The sequence below is a fragment of the Candidatus Pelagibacter sp. PS_06 genome (assembly GCF_059418045.1).
In genome coordinates, this window is the sequence record NZ_CM182078.1 from 1,085,543 (window position 1) to 1,108,000 (window position 22,458).

Consider the following 22,458-nt stretch of genomic DNA (forward strand, 5'->3'; position numbering starts at 1 on the left):
TTTTAATGAAATTATTATCCGGTAATAGCAACAAACCTCTTAGCAAAAATATTGCAAAATATTTAAAGTCTAAACTAGTAAACTCAAGCATCAGAAACTTTTCAGATGGCGAAATTTATGTTGAGATTAATGAAAATATTAGAGGAAATAGCATTTTTATTATTCAATCAGTTTCATCTCCTGCTAATGATAATCTTATGGAACTTTTGCTATGTATAGATGCATTAAAAAGATCATCTGCAAAAAATATTACTGCTGTTATTCCATATTTTGGTTATGCAAGACAGGACAGAAAAGTTGTCCCAAGAACTTCTATCTCTGCGAAACTTGTGTCAAATCTAATCACTAAAGCTGGTGCAGATAGAGTTGTAACTGTTGATCTGCATGCTGGCCAAATTCAAGGTTTTTTTGATATTCCAGTTGATAATTTATTTGCGACCCCAATTTTTGCAAGACATGCAAAAAAGAAAATAAAAAATAAAAATATTATTTGTGTTGCACCAGATGTTGGTGGAACTGAAAGAGCTAGAGCCTTAGGAAAACTATTAAATGTAGGGCTTGCAATTGTTGACAAAAGAAGACCAAAACCAGGCCAATCACAAGTAATGAATGTAATTGGAGATGTTAAGGGTAAAACGTGTATAATTGTTGATGATATTATTGATTCAGGTGGAACAATAGTTAATGCTGCAAAAGCACTTAAAGATAGGGGTGCAAAGGAAGTTTATGTTTATATCACGCATGGAGTATTAAGTGGTGAGGCTGTAAAAAAAATTAAAAATTCAGTAATCAAAAATCTTGTTATTACTGATACGATTGACAACAATGACAAAATTAAAGATGCTAAAAACATTGAGGTTCTGCCAATTTCTGGCTTAATGGGAGAAGCAATCAAAAGGATTTCCAATTCAACATCCGTTTCGGATTTATTTAAATAATTACCTTGAGTTATTAAAGAACTTGGGCTAAAAACCCATGATTTTATGATTTCATTAGAAGCAAACATTAGAAATACTAAAACTAAGGGTGAACTTAGCTCACTTAGAAATAATGGTGGTGTACCAGCCGTGATTTATGGTGGTGAAGCACAAAATGAAACAGTATCAATTTCAAAAAAAATATTAAAATCTTTAATTGATAAAGAAAATTTTTTATCGAATATAGTAACTTTAAACGTTGATGGAAAACCACAAAATGTACTTCCAAGAGAAATTAAATATCACATCGTTTCAGATGAACCTATTCACGTAGACTTTTTAAGAGTAGTTCCTGGTGTAAAAATAAGAATTGAAGTACCTGTTCAATTTATTAACCACGAAAAATCTCCAGGTTTAAAAAGAGGTGGGGTTTTAAACATTGTTAGAAGAAAAGTAGAATTAAGATGTCCAAGTGAAAAAATTCCTGAAAGTTTGGTAATTGATCTTGATGGTGTTGAAATAGGTGAAAGTTTCAAAATATCATCAATTAATTTAGAAACAGATGTAACTCCAACAATTAAAGGAAGAGACTTTGTTATAGCGACATTGGCTGCACCAACAGTAATGAAAGAACCTGAAAAACCAGCTGAAGCAGAAGCTGCAGAAGGTGAAGCAGGAGCAGAAGCAGCAGAAGGTAATAAACCAGCAGCTGAGGGTGAAAAAAAAGAGAGTGACGATAAAAAAGCTGCTGAAGAAAAGAAATAAACTGTCAAAGTTAAATTTTACTATCCATTAAAAAATATGCTTTTATTTGTAGGCCTAGGCAACCCAACACCAGATAGTGAAAACAATAGACATAACGTTGGCTTTAAAATTATCGACTCAATTAATAAAAATTTTGGTTTATCTAAACAAAAACCCAAATTTAAAGGATTACTCACAACTGGAAATGTTGGTGATCAAAAAATCTATGCAATCAAACCTCTAACATTTATGAATAATTCAGGAATTTGTATAAGAGAGCTTATTGAGTATTTTAAAATAGATGCAGAAGACGTGATTGTTTTTCACGATGATTTGGATGTTGAATTTGGAAAAATTAAAGCAAAATTTGGTGGATCAAGTGCAGGGCATAATGGCATTGCGTCTATTGATAAATTTATTGGTAAAGATTATTCAAGAGTGAGGATTGGTATCGGTAAACCAAAAGAAAATATAGAAGTAGGAGATTTTGTTCTTCAGAACTTTGAAGAAGATGAGTTAGCTGGTATTGAAAAAATCTCAAATGATATCAATGACTCAATTTCCATACTGGTAGAAAAAAAATTAGATCTATTTTCTAGCACAGTAAATAACAATAAATAATGAGCTTTAAATGTGGAATTGTTGGTTTGCCCAATGTAGGTAAATCTACTTTATTTAATGCATTAACAAACTCAAGCAAAGCTCAAGCAGCTAATTTTCCTTTTTGCACAATTGATCCAAATGTTGGTGTTGTTCCAGTGCCTGATGAAAGATTAGATAACCTATCTAAAGTTTCAAAATCAAAAAAAATCATAAATACTACTATTTCATTTGTCGATATTGCCGGATTAGTAAAGGGTGCTTCTAAAGGTGAGGGATTAGGTAATAAGTTTTTATCACATATTAGAGAGGTGGATGCAATTATTCATATGATTAGATGCTTTGACTCTGATGATATTCAAAATGTTAACCCAACAGTAGATCCTATCAGAGATTTAGAAATTATTGAGACTGAAATGATGTTGGCTGATTTGGAGTCAATCCAAAAGAGATTAGAAAAAAGTAATAAAAAAAACGTAGATGAGGAACAACTAAAGATATTAGAAGTAGCACTAGAATGTATTGATAACGACAAAGATATTTCTATTCTAAAATCTCAATTTGAGAGCAAACAACTTGATCAGAGTGGTTTATTATCAATTAAACCAAAAATATTTGTATGTAATGTAGACGAACAAAGTGTTCAGAAAGGTAATCAATATACAAAAGATTTTATAGAAAAATTTGGTGAAGAAAATACTTTAATTGTGTCAGCTGATATAGAAAATCAAATCAATGAACTAGAGTCCTCAGAAAGAAAAAACTATATGGAAATGATTGGTTTGAAAGAAACTGGATTAAGCATGTTAATTCAAAAAGGTTATAAAATATTAGAATTAGATACCTATTTTACTTCTGGTCCAGAAGAAACAAGAGCATGGACTATACAAAAGAACTGTACAGCCCCTAAAGCTGCTGGTGAAATTCATACTGATTTTGAAAAGGGTTTTATAAGAGCAGAAACAGTTTCCTATGAAGATTTCGTAGCAAATGATGGATGGCTCAATTCAAAAACTAACGGGAAAATGAGACTAGAGGGTAAAGATTATATAGTTAAAGATGGTGATGTATTAAACTTCAGATTCAACACGTGACCATATTCTTTTCATGCTGAAATAAACTAAGATAGTTAAAATAATCAAATAAATAATTGCTTTAAAACCCATTCGGTGCCTAGACTCTAAATGTGGTTCAGCTGCCCACATTAAAAATGTTGTCACATCTTTTGACATTTGTTCAACTGTTGCTTTAGTTCCATCTCCATATTCTATTAGATCCTCTGACAGTGGAGCAGACATTCTGATTTTATTTCCATACATATATTTGTTGTAATGAACACCTTCATCTAAAGTCATTCCAGTTGGAGCATCTTCATATCCTTGAAGTAAAGAATAAATATAGTCTACCCCACCTCCTCTAGCTTTAACTAAAACCGACATATCAGGAGGATAAGCACCACCATTAGCTGCTTGAGCTGCTTTGACATTTTCGTATGGCATTACAAATTTATCAGATAATTTTGCTGGCCTTTCAAACATTTCACCATCAGCATTTGGCCCATCTATTACTTCAAATGAAGCTGCTATAGCTTTGACTTCAGCTTCTGAGAACTCTGGTCCACCTTTTTCTCCTAAGTTTCTATAACTTAGATATTTCATTGAGTGACAAGAAGCACAGACTTCTGTGTAAACTTGATAACCTCTTTGAAGTGAACCTCTGTCAAATTTACCAAAAAGTCCCTTAAAACTCCAGTCAGTTTTTAAATAATCAACTTTTTCTGCTGATTGTGATTGAGTAAATGTAAAAAAAAATAAGACTATAATTGAAAATAATTTAATAAAATTCTTCACTTTATTTATCTATACTTTCTTTATTTTTAGCCATTGCCAAATTTGGAGAGCCTCCAAGAACAGGTTCAGTTATACTTAGTGGAATAGGCAATGTTTTTTCTTTAAATCCTAAAACTGGTAAAATCACTAAGAAATGAAGAAAATAATATGCAGTAGCTACTCTTGCAATTAATAAGTAAAGCCCTTCAGCTGGCATAGCTCCCATGTATCCTAGAATTAAAACATCAGCTACAAGTATCCAGTAGAACTGCTTGTACAAAGGTCTGAACACTGCAGATCTTATCTTTGAAGTATCTAACCATGGTAGTACAGCTAATATTAAAATAGCTGATAGCATTGCTACAACTCCAAGTAACTTGTCAGGCACAGATCTTAAAATTGCATAAAAAGGTAAAAGATACCATTCAGGAACAATATGAGCTGGGGTTACCATTGGATTAGCTTCTATATAATTATCAGCATGGCCCAAAATATTTGGTGAATAAAAAACAAAAAAGGCAAAAACAATCATAAACATTAGTAATGCAAATCCATCTTTAATAACAATATATGGATGAAACGGCACCGTATCCTTTGAAGGTTTCTTTATATCAATTCCAACCGGGTTGTTATTTCCAGGAACATGAAGTGCCCAAATATGCAAAACAACAAGGCCTAAAATTAAAAAAGGAATTAAATAATGGAGTGTAAAAAATCTGGTTAGAGTAGGATTGTCTACAGAATAACCACCCCATAACCAAGTAACAATTCCCTCACCTACTAATGGAATTGCGCTAAATAAATTTGTGATAACTGTTGCTCCCCAAAAACTCATTTGACCCCAAGGTAAAACGTAACCCATAAATGCAGCTGCCATCATTAGTAGATAAATGATTATTCCAATTATCCAAATAATTTCTCTTGGAGATTTATAAGATCCATAAAACAAAGATCTAAATATATGAATATAAACTGCTAAAAAAAACATTGATGCACCATTTGCATGAATGTATCTTATTAACCAACCATAATTAACATCTCTCATTATATGCTCAACACTTTCAAAAGCCATGTCAGCATGAGCTATGTAATGCATTGCAAGTGTTAAACCAGTTACAATCTGAGTTATTAAACAAAAAGTTAGAATTCCTCCAAATGTCCACCAGTAGTTCAAATTTTTTGGTGTGGGATAATCTGTTAAATGATTTGCTAAAGTTAAAAGTGGAAGTCTGTCATTAAACCATTTTCCAACTTTTGATGTAGGCGTGTATTCGTGATCACTCATAATATTAATTATCCAATTTTAATTGTATTAGCATTAACAAATTCGTATTTTGGAACTTCCATGTTTAAAGGTGCAGGACCTTTTCTAATTCTACCAGAAGTATCGTAATGCGAACCGTGACACGGGCAGAACCAACCATCATAATCACCTTTATCATTTAATGGGACACAGCCTAAATGAGTGCAAACACCAAGCATAACTAGCCACTCTGGATCTTTAGCTCTATCTTCATCTTTTTCAGGATGGATTAAATCTTCCATTTTAACTGACCTAGCTTCTGAAATTTCATCTTGAGTTCTTCTTCTAATAAAAACTGGTTTTCCTCTCCAAAGCACGGTTATAGTATTTCCAGGTTTAACTGAACTTACGTCAACTTCTGTACTTGCTAGTGCCTTTACTGAGGCATCTGGATTCATTTGGTCAACTAATGGCCAAACAACTGCGGCCACGCCTACTGCTCCCACAGTATATGAGGCGGTAAATAAAAAATCTCGTCTTTCTGGTTTTTTATCTGACATATGAATTAGTTGTTTATATTGTCTATTATTGATTTAAAAATACTTAATATACGAATTCATATAATATAAAATAATAATTTTACTACTGAAAGAATGACACAGAATTCAACAATTCTAAGACCTAAAATTGCACTTTATGAGCCAGATATACCTCAGAATACAGCGGCAATAATCAGAACATGCGCTTGTTTAGGCGCTAAACTTGAAATTATTGAACCATGTGGTTTTCATCTGAGTGACAAACGTTTTAAAAGAGTAGTGATGGATTACATGGATTGGGATAAAATTGATTTATATCAAAGTTCAAAACATTTCTTTGAGGCAAAAAAGAATCAAAGAATTATTTTAATGACAACTAAAGCATCGATATCTTATACAAAGTTTAATTTCAAAAAAAATGATACGATATTGTTTGGTCGAGAAAGTGCTGGTGTTCCTGAAAATATTCATCAATCTATAAATGATCGTTTGAAGATACCAATGAAAGAAAATGTCAGATCACTTAATATTGCATCCTCGGTTGCAGTTGTTTTAGCAGAAAGTTTAAGACAAACAGGGTTAATATAAAATGGATAATGAAATAAAAAAAGACATTACTAGTAATTGGTTTAAGCTTTTACAAAATGCTATTTGTGATGACATCGTTAAATTAGAAAAAAATAAAATAAAATTTAAATCAAGCTCATGGCAAAGAAGCAAAAAAAAAGATGAGGGTGGAGGTGAATATAGAATTATTAAAAATGGAAAAATTTTTGAAAAAGTGGGTGTAAATTTTTCAAAAGTTTATGGAAAATTTCCAAAAAAATTTCAAAAAAATATTCCTGGCGCAAGTAAAGATCCAAGATTTTGGGCGTCTGGAATTTCGATAGTAATGCATATGCAAAATCCTCACATTCCAGCTATGCATTTCAACACTAGATATATATGCACAACTCAAAATTGGTTTGGTGGTGGTATGGATGTAACTCCTACCATTAAAGATGAAAAGGAAAAAAATACATTTCATCAATCGTTAAAAAAAATGTGTAATCGTCACAATAAATATTATTATGAAAAATACAAAAAATGGTGTGATGAATATTTCTTCTTGCCTCATAGGAATGAAGCGAGAGGAATAGGTGGAATTTTTTTTGATTATAAAAAAAACAATTTTGAAAAAGACTTTAAATTTGTAAGAGATGTTGGTGTTACGTTTCAAATGATATTTAATGAGATTATAGAAAAAAAAATTAAAAAAAAATGGACTTTAAAAGATAAAGAGATGCAGTATATTAAGAGAGGTAGATACGCTGAATTTAACTTATTGTATGATAGAGGAACTAAATTTGGATTACAAACAGGTGGAAACGTAGAGGGTATATTAATGTCGTTACCTCCAATCGCTAAATGGAAATAATAAATGGATAAAGAACCGATAACATTGAATGGATTAAATAAACTAAAAGAAGAATTAGTTTTTTTAAAAGAAAAAAAAAGACCTGAAATTGTAGCTGCAATTGCGGAAGCAAGATCGCATGGGGATCTAAAAGAAAATGCTGAATATCACGCTGCTAAAGAGGAGCAATCTCACAGTGAGGGAAGAATAACAGAAATAAATGATATTATTGCGAGAGCAAATGTCATCGATGTTACAGTGTTAAGTAATGATGGAAAGGTGATCTTTGGTTCTACTGTATTTTTAGAAAACCTAGATAATGGTGAAAAAATTAACTATAAAATTGTTGGAAAAGACGAGGCTAATTTAAAACAAAAGCTAATTTTTTTCCAATCACCAATAGGCAAAGGTTTAATTGGAAAAAACAAAAATGATTTAGTGGAAATCATAACTCCTGCTGGAGTTAAAAATTTTGAAATAAAAGACGTAAAATATATTTAACTTTTAATAATTTTTTGAATTTGTTTTTCTGAAATTTGAAAACTATTTTGAACCCATTTTTCCTCAATCAATTTAAGCTTACTACCTAATATCTTCCCTTCAGGGATATTATATTTAGTCATTATCATGTTTGCGCCTACTGGAAAGGAAGGTGGGATTTTATTTTTATAAATTTCTATTAATTTTAATAATTTTTTTTCAACTTTAATAGATGTGAATAATGCAAAGTTAATAATATCAAGTACAGTTTGTTTACCATTATAATAAAAAATCTTATTAAAATTCTTTTCATTAAAATTTTTGATGTCCGCAACATCTTTATAAAAAAAATCAATTGATTTTAATCTTTTTTGATCTTTTTTAGATAAGTTGAATTTATAAATAGAATAATCAGTATTGTCACTTCCATCAACTATCATTAAAGACAATAAAAAAATAAAATCAACTTTAGACAGATTGTCTTGGGCATAAGAATTTAATTTCTTAAAATTATCTAGGTTTTTTAATTGAGGGAAAATCATTTTTATGATCTCTAAACAAATATCATCTTTAAATATTTTCACGAATGCGCTTGATCTCGTTAATTTTTTAAATTCATCTAACAATCTTTCTGATGATAATTTTGAAACACCATCAATATTTATTTTTATAATCTTAATTATTTTTGGATCATGACTTTGATTTGAATAATTTATAAAAAATCGCACATACCTAAGAATACGTAAATAATCCTCTTTTATTCTATTTTCAGCATCTCCTATAAACTTAATGTTACCATTCTCAAGATCCTTTTTACCATCATATGGATCAAACAAATTTCCATCTTTGTCTGAGTAAATTGAGTTTATAGAAAAATCTCTTCTAGCCGCATCTTCTTTCCAATCCAAAGAGAATTCTACTTTTGCATGCCTCCCATCTGTAGAAACATCTTTTCTCAAAGAAGTAATTTCATATTTATTTTTGTCAATTATTGCTGTGATAGTTCCATGGTCAATACCTGTTTCATAATAATTAATTTCTTTTTTTTTTAGAGCATCGCAAACTTCGCTTGGTTTCAAATTTGTAGCTAAATCAATATCATCAACTATTTGTTTTTTTATAATCTTCCTTACACAACCTCCAACGTATCTCACCTCACTATTATCAGCATAAGCGTTAAGTGCTTCAAAGATCTTATTGGCAGGTGTTTGATTTGTTAAATTAAATAGGTTTTGACTTATATAATCAAGATTTCGAGATCTAAAAAAAATTTTATCTAAAAAGTTATTCATATATGGCTGGGGCGCTAGGATTCGAACCTAGGATGCCGGTACCAAAAACCAGTGCCTTACCACTTGGCTACGCCCCAATCTTGCTTTCATATAGCACAAAAAAATAAAATTTATATAGTTTTTGATGTATTACACCAAAAATTTTTAAATTTTCTTTTAAATCTAAGTTTTGCTAATTCACAATCTTGTTTTTTTTGATAATACGCAATTATAACTGATCCAGATCCTGTCATTCTTACAAATAAAGGTTGATTTAAATTTTCTAAATAAGATTTTAAAATTTTAAGTTTTGGGTATTTTGTGAATGCAATTTTTTCAAGATCATTTTCATATTTTAATAAAGATTTTAAATTCATCATATCTTTTTTAGGATTATTTAATTTAGGTTTACTAAATTTTTTTACTTCTGAATAAATTTTTTTTGTAGAACATCCAAAATTTGGTTGAACAAGTAAGATATTAAAATTTGAAGTTTTTAAAAATTTCTTAATAACACCATTTGATGATAAAATTGTACTCTTAGGATTGATACCTAAAATTACATCAGAACCAATTAGTTTTGTAATTTGTAAAACTTTTTTTTGGCTAATCTTGATAAAATTTTTTTTAATCAAAAAATTTAGAACTGTAGCAGCATTCATGGATCCTCCTCCAAGACCAGCTTCCTGTGGAATATTTTTTTTTATCTTAATTTGAAATTTTTTATTATCTAATATTTTTTTTTCTTCTAAAATTTTAAATAATTTATTTACTGTATTATCTTTTTTAATATTTTTAGAGAAATTGCCATTAAAAAAAATCTTATGTTTGTTGCTTTTAATTTTTTTTATTGAGATTGTATCATGTAATTCTATAAACTTAACTATACTCTCAATTTTGTGAAGATTAGTTAACTTACCAGTAACATGTAAAGCTAAATTGATCTTAGCAAATGATTTTACTTCATTAGTTTTCATTAAGAATTATTGATACCTTCTGTGATTTTGATATTTATCTTTTTTTTAATGTCTTCATCTACATCCTCTAATTTTAAAACATAATTCCAAAAGTATCTGGCCTGAATATTCCTATTTAATTTCCATAAAATATCGCCATAATGATCATTAACAGTTGGATCGTCTGGCATTAATTCAACGGCTTTTTTAATATATTTTTCTGCTTCAGTATAATTATCTATCAAATAATATGCCCACCCTATTGAGTCTGTAATATAAGGATCATTACTTCTTAAAGCATATGCTTTTTCTAACATTTTCATAGCTTCATCAATTTTATAATCACGCTCTAACCATGAATAGGCTAAATAATTTAAAACATAAGCGTCATCTGGATTAATTCGTAATGAATATTTTAAATCTTTATCTGCTTTTTGATAATTGCCTAATCGTTCATAACTTCCACCTCTTCTATAAAGAAGATCAGATTTAATTTCCAAATTATCATCTAGAGATGAGATGATTTCAGTATAATATTCAATTGCTTTTTCATAATTTTTTGAATTTTTATAAAAATTTGCAATATCAAAAATCATCTTAATATTTGGGTTTTTAATTTTACTGAATTTTGAACTTAAATAATCTATTCCCTCATCATAACCCTTATTTTGAATAATTATTTGAGCTTCTTTTTTAAGTCTAAACCAATAATAAAATTTATATTTCTTATCAAAATTATTTAATATTTTTTTTGCCTTGTCATATTCACCATTTAAATAAAAATTTTCAGCCACAAGTGTTGAATTCAAAATGAATTTTGGATTTAAATAATGTGATAGATTTAAATAGAAATTAGATTTTTCAATATCATCTTGGGATGAGTATAGGTTGGAAATCAAAAATAAAAACTCACTTACAATATCGTTATGATTATCGCATGAAAAAATTTTGCTAAATTCTTTAAATTTTTTATTTTCTACCCAGCTTTTACTTTGAGACAAGAGAAGTGTAGAATTTATATATTTAAGCTTCCCAGAAACTGCCTTGGCTTCCTCAATTTGATCATTTTCAATTAAATAATTTATATAAAAAAATATATATCTTGAATAATCTCCATCAGGATTATTTATTAAGTTTAAAAAAGAAGATCTAGTATTCTCCTTTTTAAGATAACATCTTTGAAATGCTTGATTAATAATTGAGATATTGCCAAAATTTTTTTTGTTAAATAAAGTTTTTTTATTTTTAAAAGTATAAAAATATTGTCTTAATGTTTCAAATATTACAGTATTGAATCTATTTTCATTTTGAAATTTCAAACTTAAATTTAAATATTTCTCTGCTTGTTCGATATTATTCTTTTTTAAACTATCAGCTATTAAAAGCAGGTAAGCCTCAAAAAAATCTAAATTTTCATTGCTATTACTATTTTTGATTACATTAATAGCCTGCGCAACTTTATTTTCTAAGACCAAGGAAAAAGTATATCGTTTTAAATATACATCATGCTTATTCAAAAGCACCTTGGACGCATTAAAAAATTTTAATGCATCAGAATTATCCATATTTTCAAACGCAATAATTCCTGAAAAATAATTTGATAAATCTCTTGAATTAAATTCGTTAAAACTAGCACTTTTAGAATATAGAGGGGTCTGATAGGATAATATAAAAACAACAATTATTTTTATTAGTTTGTTTAACATTAAATCATTCTATGACTAAAAAAGTGATAAATCAAAAAGGCAAATTAGACGATCAGTTAATAGATACTATCGAACCAAACTTTGTATTTAAAGATAAGCCAATTAATAGATTTAATATTATTGAAAATAACAACAATTATAACCAAGCAAATAAAAGTGAGCTCCTAGAGAAATTAAAAAAACAAATTAATTCAATCGAAAATTGTAATTTAAAGGATAATTCTCAGAATATCGTGCTTGGAGATGGAAATATAAATAGCCCAATTATGTTAATTGGTGAAGCTCCTGGAGCTGAGGAGGATAAAACTATTACAACATTTCAAGGCGATGTTGGAAAATTATTAGATAAAATGCTGCTAGCAATAGAAATCAAAAGACAAAATATCTATTGCAGTTATGCAATTAATTTTAGACCTCCTGAAGATCGAAAACCAACCTCCCAAGAAATTAAGAGATACTCTGTTTTTTTAAAAGAACATATTTCAATTATTAATCCAAAAATTATCATTTTAATGGGAGGCTCAGCAATGGAAGCAGTGACAGGAATTAATACCAAAATATCATCTGAAAGAGGAAAATGGAAAGAAGTAATATTAAAAAACACAACCTACCCACTGATGATTTCATTTAATCCATCTTACTTAATTAGATTTCCAGAAAATAAGAAATATTCATGGGAAGACTTAAAAAAAATTAAAAAAAAAATCACTGAAATGAAGATAGTTATTTAAGTTAATATGATTGAATTACATAAAAGATATATTTCTTGGTGGGCAAAAAAACTTAAAATTTCTAATTACTACCTTATATGGATTTCCTTTATAAAGGGAGTTTTGATTGGACTATTAATTTACCACTTCATAATAATTTAAATGAAAATTGTAGCTGGTGTTGACGAGGTAGGAAGAGGAAGTCTAATAGGACCAGTTTACGCAGCAGCAGTAATTTTAAATAAAAATATTGATAAAAAATTATTAAAAGATTCCAAAACTATTAATAAAGATAAAAGAGAATTGTTATCAAGTTATATTAAAAAAAATTCTATTTGGTCAGTTGGCAAAGCATCTGTTAAAGAAATAGATAAAATCAATATATTGCAAGCAAGTTTACTTGCAATGAAAAGAGCCATAAAAAAACTTAAAAAAAAACCTTCTCATGTTTTAATTGATGGCAATAAAATACCTGATTTAAAAAATTATAGTTTAAAAGCTATAATTAAAGGTGATCAAAAAATAGCTTCTATCTCTGCGGCATCAATTGTTGCTAAAGTTGCTAGAGATAAATTCATAACTACATTGGCTAAGAAAAACATAGGATATAGTTGGGATCAAAATTTTGGATATGGAACAAAGCAACATTTAAAAGCTATTAAAAAAATTGGTATCAACAAGCATCATAGAAAAACATTCTCTCCCATATCTAAATTCAAGATACACAATATCTAGTTATCTATCTTTTAGTTAACACAAATCGAATCTAAATAATTCAATCTCAGGTTGACCCAAGAATCCTTTTAGAGTCTAATTATTTTATACAAATGAAAACTGATTTTCAAAATCAAATTATTAATGGAGATAGTCTTGAGGAATTAAAAAAAATTCCAAGCGAGACTTTTGATTTAGTTTTTGCAGACCCTCCATATAATTTACAATTAAAAGGTGAGCTTACTAGACCAGATAGATCTAAGGTAAATGCGGTAAATGATAAATGGGATCAATTTAAAAATTTCAAAAAATATGATGATTTTACATACGCATGGTTAGCTGAGTGTAAAAGAATTTTAAAAAAAGATGGAGCCATCTGGGTCATAGGTAGTTATCACAATATTTTTAGGGTGGGAACTGCAATTCAAAATTTAGGATTTTGGATTTTAAATGATGTTATTTGGAATAAGAATAACCCAATGCCTAATTTTCGAGGAACACGATTTACGAATGCTCATGAAACTTTAATTTGGGCCTCAAAGAGTGAAAAATCCAAATATACTTTTAATTATCAATCATTAAAATGTTTAAATGATGATCTACAAATGAGGTCTAATTGGAATTTACCAATTTGCAATGGCTCTGAAAGACTCAAAAAAAATGGTAAAAAAGTACATTCAACACAAAAACCAGAGTCTCTACTACACAGAGTTTTATTAGCGTCATCAAATAAAGATGACATGATTTTAGATCCATTTTTAGGTTCTGGAACTACAGCAACTGTAGCAAAAAAATTAGGTAGAAATTATTTTGGTATAGAGAAAGAAAAAAGTTATTTTAAAGCAGCAGAACAAAGATTAAAAAACACAAAGCCAATAGAGGATGAGTTACTCGATACGCTTAAGAATAACAGATCCAAACCACGAATTCCATTTGGCTCTTTAGTGGAACTTGGAATAATCAAGCCAGGTACTAACATTTTTGACAATAAGAAAAAAATCTCTGCAAGAATTATGGCTGATGGCAGCATTAAGCATGATCAAACTGAGGGATCTATTCATAAAGTTGCAGCAACTATCCTAGGTGCTGAGAGTTGTAATGGTTGGACTTATTGGCATTGTGATATTAATGGAAGAACACATCCAATTGATTATTTAAGACAAAGATTAATTGCTAAAAATTAATTTTTATAAATTTTACCCAAATAACTTGCTAGAAAAAATTTATTTTTTGTTAAAAATTTTAAAATAATATTTCTAAAAAAGATAATTATTGGATTTGATAAATGAAAGGCGAAATGATTAAGCTTTGATCTATTATTTATCATTCTAACTTTTACAACTCTGTTATTGTAAAATTCATTTTTATTATTTTCAATATCATTAAATAATTCATAACCACTCTCAATAGATTGAGAGGCTCCTTGAGCAAATGAAGGTGGAAAGGCAAAGAAAGCATCTCCAATTAATGAGATATTTGCGCCTGTTTTAAGGTAGCCTTTGCTGACAAAAACTGGGAAACATTTGATGTTATTTAGATTATCTAAAATATTTGAAGAAGTTTGATTTTGTAATTTAGATTTTATATCTTGAATAAAACTATTTTCTTTAAAAAGACCATAATTATCTAACTCATTTGTTGTTAATTTATAATTTAAAACTCCAATGTAATTAAAAGATTCATTGTTGTTGTTTACAGGGTAAATTACATAATGAAAATTTTGACCCATAAACAAAGAAATATTTTTTTTATTTAAATTTTTTAGTTGTTTTCTTGAAATACTACCTCTTACTGCAATAGAATTATTATAAGTAGGTTTTATTTCATTGTTAGAGATTAACAACTTACCTTTAGAAAATACACCATCAGAAATAATAAGATGATCACAAATTACTTTGGCGCCTTCATTAAAAGTTAAAATTATTTGATTATCGTTTTTTTCAATTTTTTGAATATTATGATCATACTTAATTATATTTTCTTTTAACCTACCTTTTAAAAATTCGACTAATTTAGACCTTTTTAGGGTTGTGTACTTACAATTTTCAGAATTAAACTCTGAAATATTTAGATCACAAATTTTTTTATGATTAAGATCGTAAAAATCAATTTTTTCAGGGTTAAATTTATCTTTATTTTCTAAATCATTAAATCCAATTTTATTGAGAAGCTTGATGCTATTTGTAGATAGCTGTATTCCATACCCTTCATCTAGTTCTATAGAACTATTTTTTTCATAAATTATCACTTGGTAATCAGGATTTTCTCTAAATAAATTCGCAATAAATAAACCTGAAATACCCGCTCCTATTATTGCAATTTTTTTCATCAATGGTTTTCCAAATAAGAAACAATTTTTTTTGTGAATGTTGGAAGTGTACATTTTTCTAATTGTTTTGGATCAATCCAATAAGAAAAAGGTACTGTTTTGTCTATCTTATTATTTTCAATTTTAATATTCATATTCATATTAGACATTTTAAAATTTAAATTATGTTCAAAGTTCTTTGGTTTAATTATTTCTTGCATTGGAAAAATATTCAAATTTTTCAGAAAATTAAAATTTTTATTTTTAACTAATAAATATTTATTACCTTTTTTATAAACCTTAAGTATATAATATTTTTCTTTGTTAACTTTTTTAAATTTAGTCAAAACAAAATCTTTTTTTTTAAAAGATTTGCATTTTCCTAAAACAGGACATTTTTCACAATAAGGATTGATTGGCTTACATATTAGTGCTCCTAATTCCATCAATGCTTGAGCATAATCGCTAGATCTTAAAGATGTGCCAAATATTTTTTTCTGCTTAACCAAATTATCCTTTTGAATTTGATTTTCATTTTTTAAGTATAGGTATCTTTTTAAAACTCTTTCAATATTACCATCTAAAGGAATAATAGGTTTATCAAATGCAATAGCCATAATGGCACTTGCAGTATAATCTCCAATTCCAGGAAGTGACTTAAGGTCTAAAAGATTATCGGGTAAATTTTTATTAAAATCTTTAATAACAATTTGAGCAGTTTTTTTTAAATTTTTGACTCTAGAATAATAGCCCAACCCCTCCCAAAGCTTAATTAATTTTTGATCATTAAAATTAGCAAGTGCTTCTAAATTTGGAATGTGATTTATAAATCTATTAAAATAAGGTATCACAGTTGCAACTTGCGTCTGTTGCAACATAAATTCGCTAACCAACGTGTAATATTGCTTTTTTTTGGAGGAAGTTTTTTTTCTCCAAGGTAATGTTCTTTTGTGAATATCATACCAATTAAGAATTTTATTTGTTATTATTAATTCTTTCATATGCAATTTAAAGATAATACTAAGCAGAGAAATAAAACCATTCAAGGTTTAAGATCATTTAAAGACACTTTGCCAAAGAATGTAAAAAAAATTATAAATAAAAAAGGACATATTTATTCTGAAACTTTAAATAACTGGAAATATATAGTTGGTGGGGATTTATTTAAAGTTTGTTACCCAAAAACATTTAAAAATTCTAATAAGTTTGGTGTTAGCACTTTACTCATAATGGTTAAAAAGGGCCATGAAGTTGATATGGAATATTCAAAAAAAGACATAATGGATAAGATGAATAGCTTTTTTGGTTATGGGGTGGTTGAAAAACTTAAATTTATAAGTTTTGATGATCAGCACAAAAATTTTACTAAATCTGAAATTAAACAAGAAAATGTCGCAATTGATAAATACCAAGATAAAATCAATAATGTAAAAAATAATAAAATAAAAAAATCACTTATCGAATTAACAAAGGTCTTTAAAAAAAAATGAAAAAAATTTTAGCTTTTACTCTTATATTTTTCAGCACTATCTCAAGTATTAATGCAGGGGAAATAAAAAGAATATTTGTTGGTAATAAAGATGCAAAAATAACTATAATCGCATTTGAATCTTTAACTTGTAGCCACTGTGCAAGTTTTCACAAAGATGTATTTCCTGAATTAAAAAAAGAATACCTAGATACAGGTATAGCTAAAATTGAATTTAGACATTTTCCATTAGATGCCGCAGCCTTCAATGCCTCTAAAGTTTCACAATGTAAAAATGATGGTGATTCGACAATTTTGAATAGTCTATATGCCAACCAACAAAAATGGGTAAAGGGTAATTCGGTAGAAGAGGCAAATGAAAATCTTCGAAAATTTCTGACTAGCGAAGGCTTTGATATAAATTTTGATAAATGCATAAATAACGGAGAAATAGAAGACTTTGTTTTAAATGACCGAATAGATGGAGCTAAAAACTTTAAAGTAAATTCTACTCCTACGATAGTCATAAATAACAAAAAATTTGAAAAAACTCTAAATTATAAAAATATAAAAAAAGCTCTAGAAAAACTGATATAAGTTAATGTATGGAGTTTAAAAAAATCCAATTAAATGGATTTAAATCTTTTGCAGATAAAACCAATTTTTTAATTGAAGAAGGTCTTACAGGAATTGTAGGTCCTAACGGATGTGGAAAATCTAATATTGTAGAATCTTTGAGATGGGTAATGGGAGAAACATCTGCAAAAAGTATGCGTGGATCTGGAATGGAAGATGTAATATTTAATGGCACTTCTAATAAAGCTTCAAAAAATATTGCAGAAGTCTCAATTAATGTAGAAAACAAAAATAACGAAGGACCTGTTCAATATCGCGATTTGGATCAAATAAGTGTCAGAAGAAAAATAGAAAAAGATAAAGGTTCTAAATTTTATATTAATGACAAAGAAGTAAGAGCAAGGGATGCTCAAATGTTTTTTGCAGATTTATCAACTGGCGCTCACTCACCTTCCATGATTAGTCAAGGACGTATCGGAGCTTTAGTTACTGCGAAACCAACTGATCGAAGAGCTATTTTAGAAGAGGCAGCAGGAATTTCTGGGTTACATGTTCGAAGACATGAAGCCGAACTAAGATTGGGGGCTGCAGAAAACAATCTTAAAAGAGCAGATGAATTACGAAGACAACAAGAAAAACAGTTAGCTAACCTTCAAAAACAAGCAGAGGAAGCTACGAAATATAAATTAATTTCTGAAGAAATTAAAAAGATTGAAGCTGGGTTATATTACTTAAAACTATTAGAAATTGATAAAGAGATAAAAATTGAAAATGAGATTAATAATGAAGCTGGAGGAGAAGTAGAAGGATTTAACAATAAAATAACTGAGCTAGAAAATTTAATTAAAACAGCAACAGAAAAAGTATCTCCTCTAAGAGAAAAAAATATTGAAAATTTGTCTAGAATACAAAGGCTGAATCTTGAACTACAAAATTTAGACGAAGAAAATACTAGAATACAAGATGAAATAGAGTCTATCAATAAATCAATAATAACTCTCGATGAAGATATAAATAGAGAAAGAGGAATAATTATAGACGCAAATTCAAATGAAAAAAGACTTAAAGAGGAAAAAGCAGATTTAATAGAAATAGATTCTAAATATTTTGAAACTGAAAAACTCTCTAACGAAGATTTAGAAAGTGCGAAAAAAGAACTTAAAAAAGAACAGGAGTCTGTAGACGAAGTTGTAAATAATATTGCTGAAGGAGCGGTTAATATAAGTATAGGTCCAATTACAAACGTTCAAAACTCAATTAAAAGAGCTAAAGAATTGATTGATAGTAATGAAATTAATCAAGCAGTTACATTGCTAGACAGATGCAATATTGAGCTTGATAGTTTTTTAAATGATTTAAAAAATGAGAAAAGCAGACAAGAACTATTAAGTGTAAATGAGAAATCTAAAAATATTAAACAACTTCAAGAAAAATATGCTGATGCTTACAGTAAAAATCAATCAATCAAAAATGAGTCAATTAAACGTAATGAGAGAATAAAAACTATTGAAACTGAAATTGAAAGTTGGAAAAATTTGTTATCAAATTCAGAAAAAATGGTTGCTGAATTAATTGAACGAAAAAATAAACTTTCAGCTCAATTAAAAGAGCTTGATAATCAACCTAGAGTTCAAGCAGAAAGAAAAGGACAAATTTCTGAGAATTTAAGAATTTCTGATAAAGAAAAAATTGATAACGATGTAATTATTGAAGAGACTGACAATAGAATAGAAACGTTAAGAAATGAGTTAAATGAAATTCAAGAACAATCTATTCAAATTAGAGAAAGAAAAGCAAGTTCAGGTGCAACAATAGAGGGTCTCCAAAAAAGAAAAAATGATTTATTGGATAGAATAAATTCTGAATTAAATTTATCTGAAGATAATATTTTAGAAAATTCTAATCTATTTGGTGCTGAAGAATTGCCAGAGGCTATTGATCAAGAAGATACTTTAGACAAAAAAAAGCAGGAAAGAGAAAGTTTGGGATCTGTTAATTTAAAAGCTGATGAAGAAACTAGTAAATATGAAGATGAAATTAAAAAAATGGAAAAAGATCGTTCAGACTTAGTGACGGCAATAATGAAATTAAAAGATAGCATCAATGAACTAAATCAAAAAGGAAGAGAAAGATTAATTGAGGCTTTTGAAAAAGTTAATAGAAAGTTTAACGAAGTTTATACAAAACTTTTTAATGGTGGAAATGCTAAATTAGAATTAGTTGATTCGGATGACCCGTTAGAAGCAGGATTAGAGATGCTAGTCAGTCCTCCAGGAAAAAGACTTCAATCAATAACATTACTTTCTGGTGGTGAACAAGCACTAACTGCTCTGTCCCTAATTTTTGCGGTTTTTTTAACTAATCCATCTCCTATTTGTGTATTAGATGAAGTTGATGCTCCCCTTGATGATGCAAATGTTACAAGATTTTGTAATTTGCTTGAGGAACTAATTAAAATTACAAATACAAAATTTATTATTGTAACTCACCATGCTCTAACGATGTCTAAAATGAACAGACTTTATGGAGTAACAATGCCAGAAAAAGGTATTAGTCAGCTAGTAGCTGTTGATTTACAAAAAGCAGAGGGTATGGTTGCCTAAACTATACAAATGTCAAAAGATCCGTTTAAAACTCGCCTAGAGATTGCAAAAAGCAAGATTTCAAAGAAAAATTTGTATAATAAAAAGGATAATCCATCCTCTATTGGAACAGCCTTTAAATTAAGCACAGAATTAGTTTCTGCTGTGGCTGTAGGGACAATTATTGGGTTTATTTTTGATAAGACCTTTGATACTAAGCCCTGGTTTATATTAATATTTTTTTTTGTAGGTGTAGTTGCTGGTATAACCAACGTAATTAGATCTGCAAAAAATATGCAAAAATAGATAAAATTTTATGGCATCAAATCCAATGACCCAATTCAATGTGCACAGAATTGGACCAGACATCAAAATAGGCACTTTCGATATCTCATTTACAAATGCAAGCTTGTTTATGATCATTAGTTCAGTAGCAATATTAATAATTTTTAATCTTGGATCAAAAAAAAATTCATTAATTCCAAATAAAATTCAACTTTTGGCAGAGCTCAGTTATACTTTTGTCTCAAAAATGATTAGCGATACTGCTGGTCTTAAAGCAAAACCCTATTTTGCTTTTATATTTTCACTTTTTATGTTTGTTCTGTTTTGCAATATGTTTGGGATGATACCTTATACCTTTACTGTCACTAGTCATATCATTGTAACATTTGTTTTAGCTTCATTTATTTTTATTGGTGTAACTATTATTGGATTTATGAAACATGGTTTTGGATATCTAAAATTATTTGTACCAAGTGGGGTCCCCGCGGTACTGCTTCCACTGATTGTAGTTATAGAAATAATTTCTTATTTAAGTAGACCAATTAGTTTATCAGTTAGATTATTTGCTAACATGATGGCAGGTCACACAATGATGAAAGTTTTCGGAGGCTTTGTAATAAGTCTTGGAATAGTAGGTGGATGGCTTCCACTGAGTTTTTCAGTTGCATTAACAGGCTTAGAGATCTTAGTTGCTTTTCTTCAAGCTTATGTTTTTGCAATTTTAACCTGCATCTATTTAAACGATGCATTAAATTTACACCATTAATTAACATAGGAGGATATAATGGAATTAGAAGCAGCAAAAATGATCGGAGCAGGTTTGGCAGCAATAGCTTTAGCTGGTGCCGGTGTTGGTATTGGAATAATTTTTGGAAATTATTTGTCTGGTGCAATGAGAAATCCATCAGCAGCACAAAAACAATTTCCTAACTTGCTTTTAGGTTTTGCACTTGCAGAAGCAACAGGATTATTTGGATTAGTAGTTGCATTAATCATTCTATTTGCATTTTAAATTTAATGATTAAAAAAATATATTTTCAGTCAATATTTTTTAGCTTCCTTTTTATATTGGAAGCTTTTGCAACTGAAAGCGGAGGTATGCCTCAATTAAATCCTGAATTTTGGATTTCGCAGATTTTTTGGTTAACACTAACCTTTGGAATTTTGTATATAATTTTATCAAAATTTATACTTCCAAAAATTAGTGACAACTTAGAATCTCGAAAATCACAAATTTTAGAGAATATTGAGGCTGCAGAGAGACAGAGAGAAAATAGCGAAGAAAAGCTTAAAGAATATGAAGAAATTATTTCAAAAAGTAAGCTGGAAGCAAAGAACATTTTCAATCAAGCAAGAGAAAAAGTATTAAAAGACATTGGCTCTAAAAAAGAGGTTCTTGACAAACAAATTGATGATGAAATTGGTAAAGTCGAACAAGAAATAAAAGAACTACAAAATGGTGCAGCTGAAAAAATTAATAAGATAGCTATAGATACTTCATCAGAATTAATCCAAAAACTTATTGGTGCTGAAGTAAATAACAGCAGTATATCGGCAATTGTAGATGATTTATCTAAAAGAAGTGGAGACAAGTATTATGGCAATTGATGCAACATTTTGGGTAGCAGTTTCTTTTGTTATTTTTTTTGGAGCTTTAATTTATTTAAAAATTCCTCAAAAAATCACTGGGATGTTAGATAAAATGATCTCTGATATTAAAAACGAAATTGATGAAAGTGAAAAACTAAGAACTGAGGCGAAGACATTGCTTCATAATGCCCAAAATAAATTAGATACAGCACAATCTGTTAGTAATGAAATTTTGGATGAAGCGAAAAAAGATTCAGATAAATTAATTATTGAACTAAATGATAAATTTCACAAATCATCAGAAATTAAGAAAAATTTAGCTGAAAATAAAATAAGCCAAATGAAGGAAGCGGCAATTAAAGAAATTAAAGATGCGTCAATTAAAATTGCTGTAGATTCGGTGAAAAAAATTATCACAACTTCTGTCGATAAATCTAAACTTGACGCAGTATTTCAAAAAAACTTAGATGAAACTAAAGAAGAGTTAAAAAAGATTAACTCATAATATTCTTACAATTTTATCAAAAAGCTATAAATTATTAAA

The 22,458-nt window shown here is 28.6% G+C and carries 26 protein-coding genes and 1 tRNA gene; 18 read left to right on the top strand and 9 right to left on the bottom strand.

What is annotated here, in order from left to right; all coding sequences use genetic code 11:
- The first annotated feature begins 5 nt into the window (after nucleotides 1-5).
- Genes AC5SLZ_RS05575 through ychF form a run of 4 tightly spaced genes read left to right on the top strand, consistent with a single transcriptional unit; the run spans nucleotide 6 to nucleotide 3,355 of the window.
- Nucleotides 6-938 (top strand): ribose-phosphate pyrophosphokinase, encoded by a 933-nt coding sequence (locus tag AC5SLZ_RS05575; RefSeq protein ID WP_494615318.1) that lies wholly within the window; start codon nucleotides 6-8, stop codon nucleotides 936-938.
- A gap of 45 nt (nucleotides 939-983) precedes the next feature.
- Nucleotides 984-1,682 carry a 50S ribosomal protein L25/general stress protein Ctc gene (locus tag AC5SLZ_RS05580; RefSeq protein WP_028036506.1) on the top strand — a complete coding sequence of 233 codons (699 nt, stop codon included), beginning with the start codon at nucleotides 984-986 and terminating at the stop codon, nucleotides 1,680-1,682.
- Between the two features lie 36 nt (nucleotides 1,683-1,718).
- Nucleotides 1,719-2,282 carry an aminoacyl-tRNA hydrolase gene (gene pth / locus AC5SLZ_RS05585; RefSeq protein ID WP_028036505.1) on the top strand — a complete coding sequence of 188 codons (564 nt, stop codon included), beginning with the start codon at nucleotides 1,719-1,721 and terminating at the stop codon, nucleotides 2,280-2,282.
- Entirely contained in the window at nucleotides 2,282-3,355 is a 1,074-nt protein-coding gene (gene ychF / locus AC5SLZ_RS05590) for a redox-regulated ATPase YchF (protein WP_028036504.1), read from the top strand. Before pth ends, ychF begins: the two co-directional genes overlap by 1 nt.
- On the opposite strand, the gene AC5SLZ_RS05595 is transcribed toward ychF, so the two are convergent.
- Genes AC5SLZ_RS05595 through petA form a run of 3 tightly spaced genes read right to left on the bottom strand, consistent with a single transcriptional unit; the run spans nucleotide 3,332 to nucleotide 5,893 of the window.
- Nucleotides 3,332-4,111, bottom strand: a complete 780-nt coding sequence (locus AC5SLZ_RS05595; protein WP_028036503.1) for a cytochrome c1 — start codon at nucleotides 4,109-4,111, stop codon at nucleotides 3,332-3,334. The genes ychF and AC5SLZ_RS05595 overlap by 24 nt on opposite strands.
- 1 nt (nucleotide 4,112) lies before the next feature.
- Nucleotides 4,113-5,375 (bottom strand): cytochrome b, encoded by a 1,263-nt coding sequence (locus tag AC5SLZ_RS05600; protein WP_028036502.1) that lies wholly within the window; start codon nucleotides 5,373-5,375, stop codon nucleotides 4,113-4,115.
- Nucleotides 5,376-5,383: 8 nt separating this feature from the next.
- Nucleotides 5,384-5,893, bottom strand: coding sequence for a ubiquinol-cytochrome c reductase iron-sulfur subunit (gene petA / locus AC5SLZ_RS05605; protein ID WP_028036501.1), 510 nt, complete (start codon nucleotides 5,891-5,893; stop codon nucleotides 5,384-5,386).
- 93 nt (nucleotides 5,894-5,986) lie between these two features.
- Between petA and AC5SLZ_RS05610 the strand changes: the two genes are divergently transcribed.
- The 3 genes from AC5SLZ_RS05610 to greA are packed head-to-tail and all read left to right on the top strand — an operon-like array spanning nucleotide 5,987 to nucleotide 7,769.
- Entirely contained in the window at nucleotides 5,987-6,460 is a 474-nt protein-coding gene (locus AC5SLZ_RS05610) for a tRNA (cytidine(34)-2'-O)-methyltransferase (protein ID WP_028036500.1), read from the top strand.
- A gap of 1 nt (nucleotide 6,461) precedes the next feature.
- Nucleotides 6,462-7,289, top strand: a complete 828-nt coding sequence (gene hemF / locus AC5SLZ_RS05615; RefSeq protein WP_028036499.1) for an oxygen-dependent coproporphyrinogen oxidase — start codon at nucleotides 6,462-6,464, stop codon at nucleotides 7,287-7,289.
- A 3-nt stretch (nucleotides 7,290-7,292) separates the two neighbouring features.
- Nucleotides 7,293-7,769, top strand: coding sequence for a transcription elongation factor GreA (gene greA / locus AC5SLZ_RS05620; protein WP_028036498.1), 477 nt, complete (start codon nucleotides 7,293-7,295; stop codon nucleotides 7,767-7,769).
- Here the strand turns inward: greA and AC5SLZ_RS05625 are convergent.
- The 4 genes from AC5SLZ_RS05625 to AC5SLZ_RS05640 form a co-directional block, all read right to left on the bottom strand.
- A complete protein-coding gene (locus tag AC5SLZ_RS05625) occupies nucleotides 7,766-9,040 on the bottom strand; it encodes a CCA tRNA nucleotidyltransferase (protein WP_028036497.1) in 1,275 nt (424 codons plus the stop codon). The genes greA and AC5SLZ_RS05625 overlap by 4 nt on opposite strands.
- Nucleotides 9,041-9,043: 3 nt before the next feature.
- Nucleotides 9,044-9,117: transfer RNA gene (locus tag AC5SLZ_RS05630), tRNA-Gln, on the bottom strand.
- Nucleotides 9,118-9,150: 33 nt separating this feature from the next.
- Complete coding sequence (locus tag AC5SLZ_RS05635; RefSeq protein WP_028036496.1) at nucleotides 9,151-9,996, bottom strand: GHMP family kinase ATP-binding protein; 846 nt, start codon at nucleotides 9,994-9,996, stop codon at nucleotides 9,151-9,153.
- Complete coding sequence (locus AC5SLZ_RS05640; protein ID WP_494615320.1) at nucleotides 9,996-11,681, bottom strand: tetratricopeptide repeat protein; 1,686 nt, start codon at nucleotides 11,679-11,681, stop codon at nucleotides 9,996-9,998. Before AC5SLZ_RS05640 ends, AC5SLZ_RS05635 begins: the two co-directional genes overlap by 1 nt.
- A gap of 11 nt (nucleotides 11,682-11,692) precedes the next feature.
- Here AC5SLZ_RS05640 and AC5SLZ_RS05645 point away from each other — a divergent pair, with 11 nt between their 5' ends.
- The 3 genes from AC5SLZ_RS05645 to AC5SLZ_RS05655 all read left to right on the top strand — a co-directional run bounded on the left by AC5SLZ_RS05645 (nucleotide 11,693) and on the right by AC5SLZ_RS05655 (nucleotide 14,289).
- On the top strand, nucleotides 11,693-12,412 hold the full coding sequence (locus AC5SLZ_RS05645; RefSeq protein WP_028036494.1) for a uracil-DNA glycosylase: 720 nt from the start codon (nucleotides 11,693-11,695) through the stop codon (nucleotides 12,410-12,412).
- A gap of 141 nt (nucleotides 12,413-12,553) precedes the next feature.
- Entirely contained in the window at nucleotides 12,554-13,126 is a 573-nt protein-coding gene (rnhB, locus tag AC5SLZ_RS05650) for a ribonuclease HII (protein ID WP_028036493.1), read from the top strand.
- Nucleotides 13,127-13,218: 92 nt separating this feature from the next.
- Nucleotides 13,219-14,289 carry a DNA methyltransferase gene (locus AC5SLZ_RS05655; RefSeq protein ID WP_028036492.1) on the top strand — a complete coding sequence of 357 codons (1,071 nt, stop codon included), beginning with the start codon at nucleotides 13,219-13,221 and terminating at the stop codon, nucleotides 14,287-14,289.
- On the opposite strand, the gene AC5SLZ_RS05660 is transcribed toward AC5SLZ_RS05655, so the two are convergent.
- Together AC5SLZ_RS05660 and AC5SLZ_RS05665 are read right to left on the bottom strand one after the other, a co-directional pair.
- Complete coding sequence (locus tag AC5SLZ_RS05660; RefSeq protein ID WP_028036491.1) at nucleotides 14,286-15,434, bottom strand: NAD(P)/FAD-dependent oxidoreductase; 1,149 nt, start codon at nucleotides 15,432-15,434, stop codon at nucleotides 14,286-14,288. The two genes, AC5SLZ_RS05655 and AC5SLZ_RS05660, sit on opposite strands and share 4 nt — an antisense overlap.
- A complete protein-coding gene (locus tag AC5SLZ_RS05665; RefSeq protein ID WP_028036490.1) occupies nucleotides 15,434-16,414 on the bottom strand; it encodes an A/G-specific adenine glycosylase in 981 nt (326 codons plus the stop codon). The genes AC5SLZ_RS05660 and AC5SLZ_RS05665 overlap by 1 nt, the downstream gene beginning before the upstream one ends.
- Here AC5SLZ_RS05665 and AC5SLZ_RS05670 point away from each other — a divergent pair, their 5' ends adjacent.
- From AC5SLZ_RS05670 to AC5SLZ_RS05705, 8 genes are read left to right on the top strand one after another with little or no spacing between them, the layout of a single operon-like run.
- Nucleotides 16,415-16,903, top strand: coding sequence for a DciA family protein (locus AC5SLZ_RS05670; protein ID WP_494615322.1), 489 nt, complete (start codon nucleotides 16,415-16,417; stop codon nucleotides 16,901-16,903).
- Nucleotides 16,900-17,478 (top strand): thioredoxin domain-containing protein, encoded by a 579-nt coding sequence (locus tag AC5SLZ_RS05675; RefSeq protein ID WP_028036488.1) that lies wholly within the window; start codon nucleotides 16,900-16,902, stop codon nucleotides 17,476-17,478. Before AC5SLZ_RS05670 ends, AC5SLZ_RS05675 begins: the two co-directional genes overlap by 4 nt.
- Nucleotides 17,479-17,486: 8 nt before the next feature.
- Entirely contained in the window at nucleotides 17,487-20,060 is a 2,574-nt protein-coding gene (locus AC5SLZ_RS05680; RefSeq protein ID WP_494615323.1) for a chromosome segregation SMC family protein, read from the top strand.
- A gap of 9 nt (nucleotides 20,061-20,069) precedes the next feature.
- Nucleotides 20,070-20,345: an AtpZ/AtpI family protein gene (locus AC5SLZ_RS05685; protein WP_028036486.1), complete on the top strand. Its 276-nt coding sequence runs from the start codon at nucleotides 20,070-20,072 to the stop codon at nucleotides 20,343-20,345.
- Between the two features lie 10 nt (nucleotides 20,346-20,355).
- Entirely contained in the window at nucleotides 20,356-21,090 is a 735-nt protein-coding gene (locus AC5SLZ_RS05690; protein WP_028036485.1) for a F0F1 ATP synthase subunit A, read from the top strand.
- Nucleotides 21,091-21,108: 18 nt separating this feature from the next.
- Complete coding sequence (locus AC5SLZ_RS05695; RefSeq protein ID WP_006997791.1) at nucleotides 21,109-21,336, top strand: F0F1 ATP synthase subunit C; 228 nt, start codon at nucleotides 21,109-21,111, stop codon at nucleotides 21,334-21,336.
- 5 nt (nucleotides 21,337-21,341) lie between these two features.
- Nucleotides 21,342-21,932 (top strand): F0F1 ATP synthase subunit B family protein, encoded by a 591-nt coding sequence (locus tag AC5SLZ_RS05700; protein WP_494615325.1) that lies wholly within the window; start codon nucleotides 21,342-21,344, stop codon nucleotides 21,930-21,932.
- Complete coding sequence (locus AC5SLZ_RS05705) at nucleotides 21,889-22,419, top strand: F0F1 ATP synthase subunit B family protein (RefSeq protein ID WP_494615326.1); 531 nt, start codon at nucleotides 21,889-21,891, stop codon at nucleotides 22,417-22,419. Before AC5SLZ_RS05700 ends, AC5SLZ_RS05705 begins: the two co-directional genes overlap by 44 nt.
- The last annotated feature ends 39 nt before the right edge of the window (nucleotides 22,420-22,458 follow it).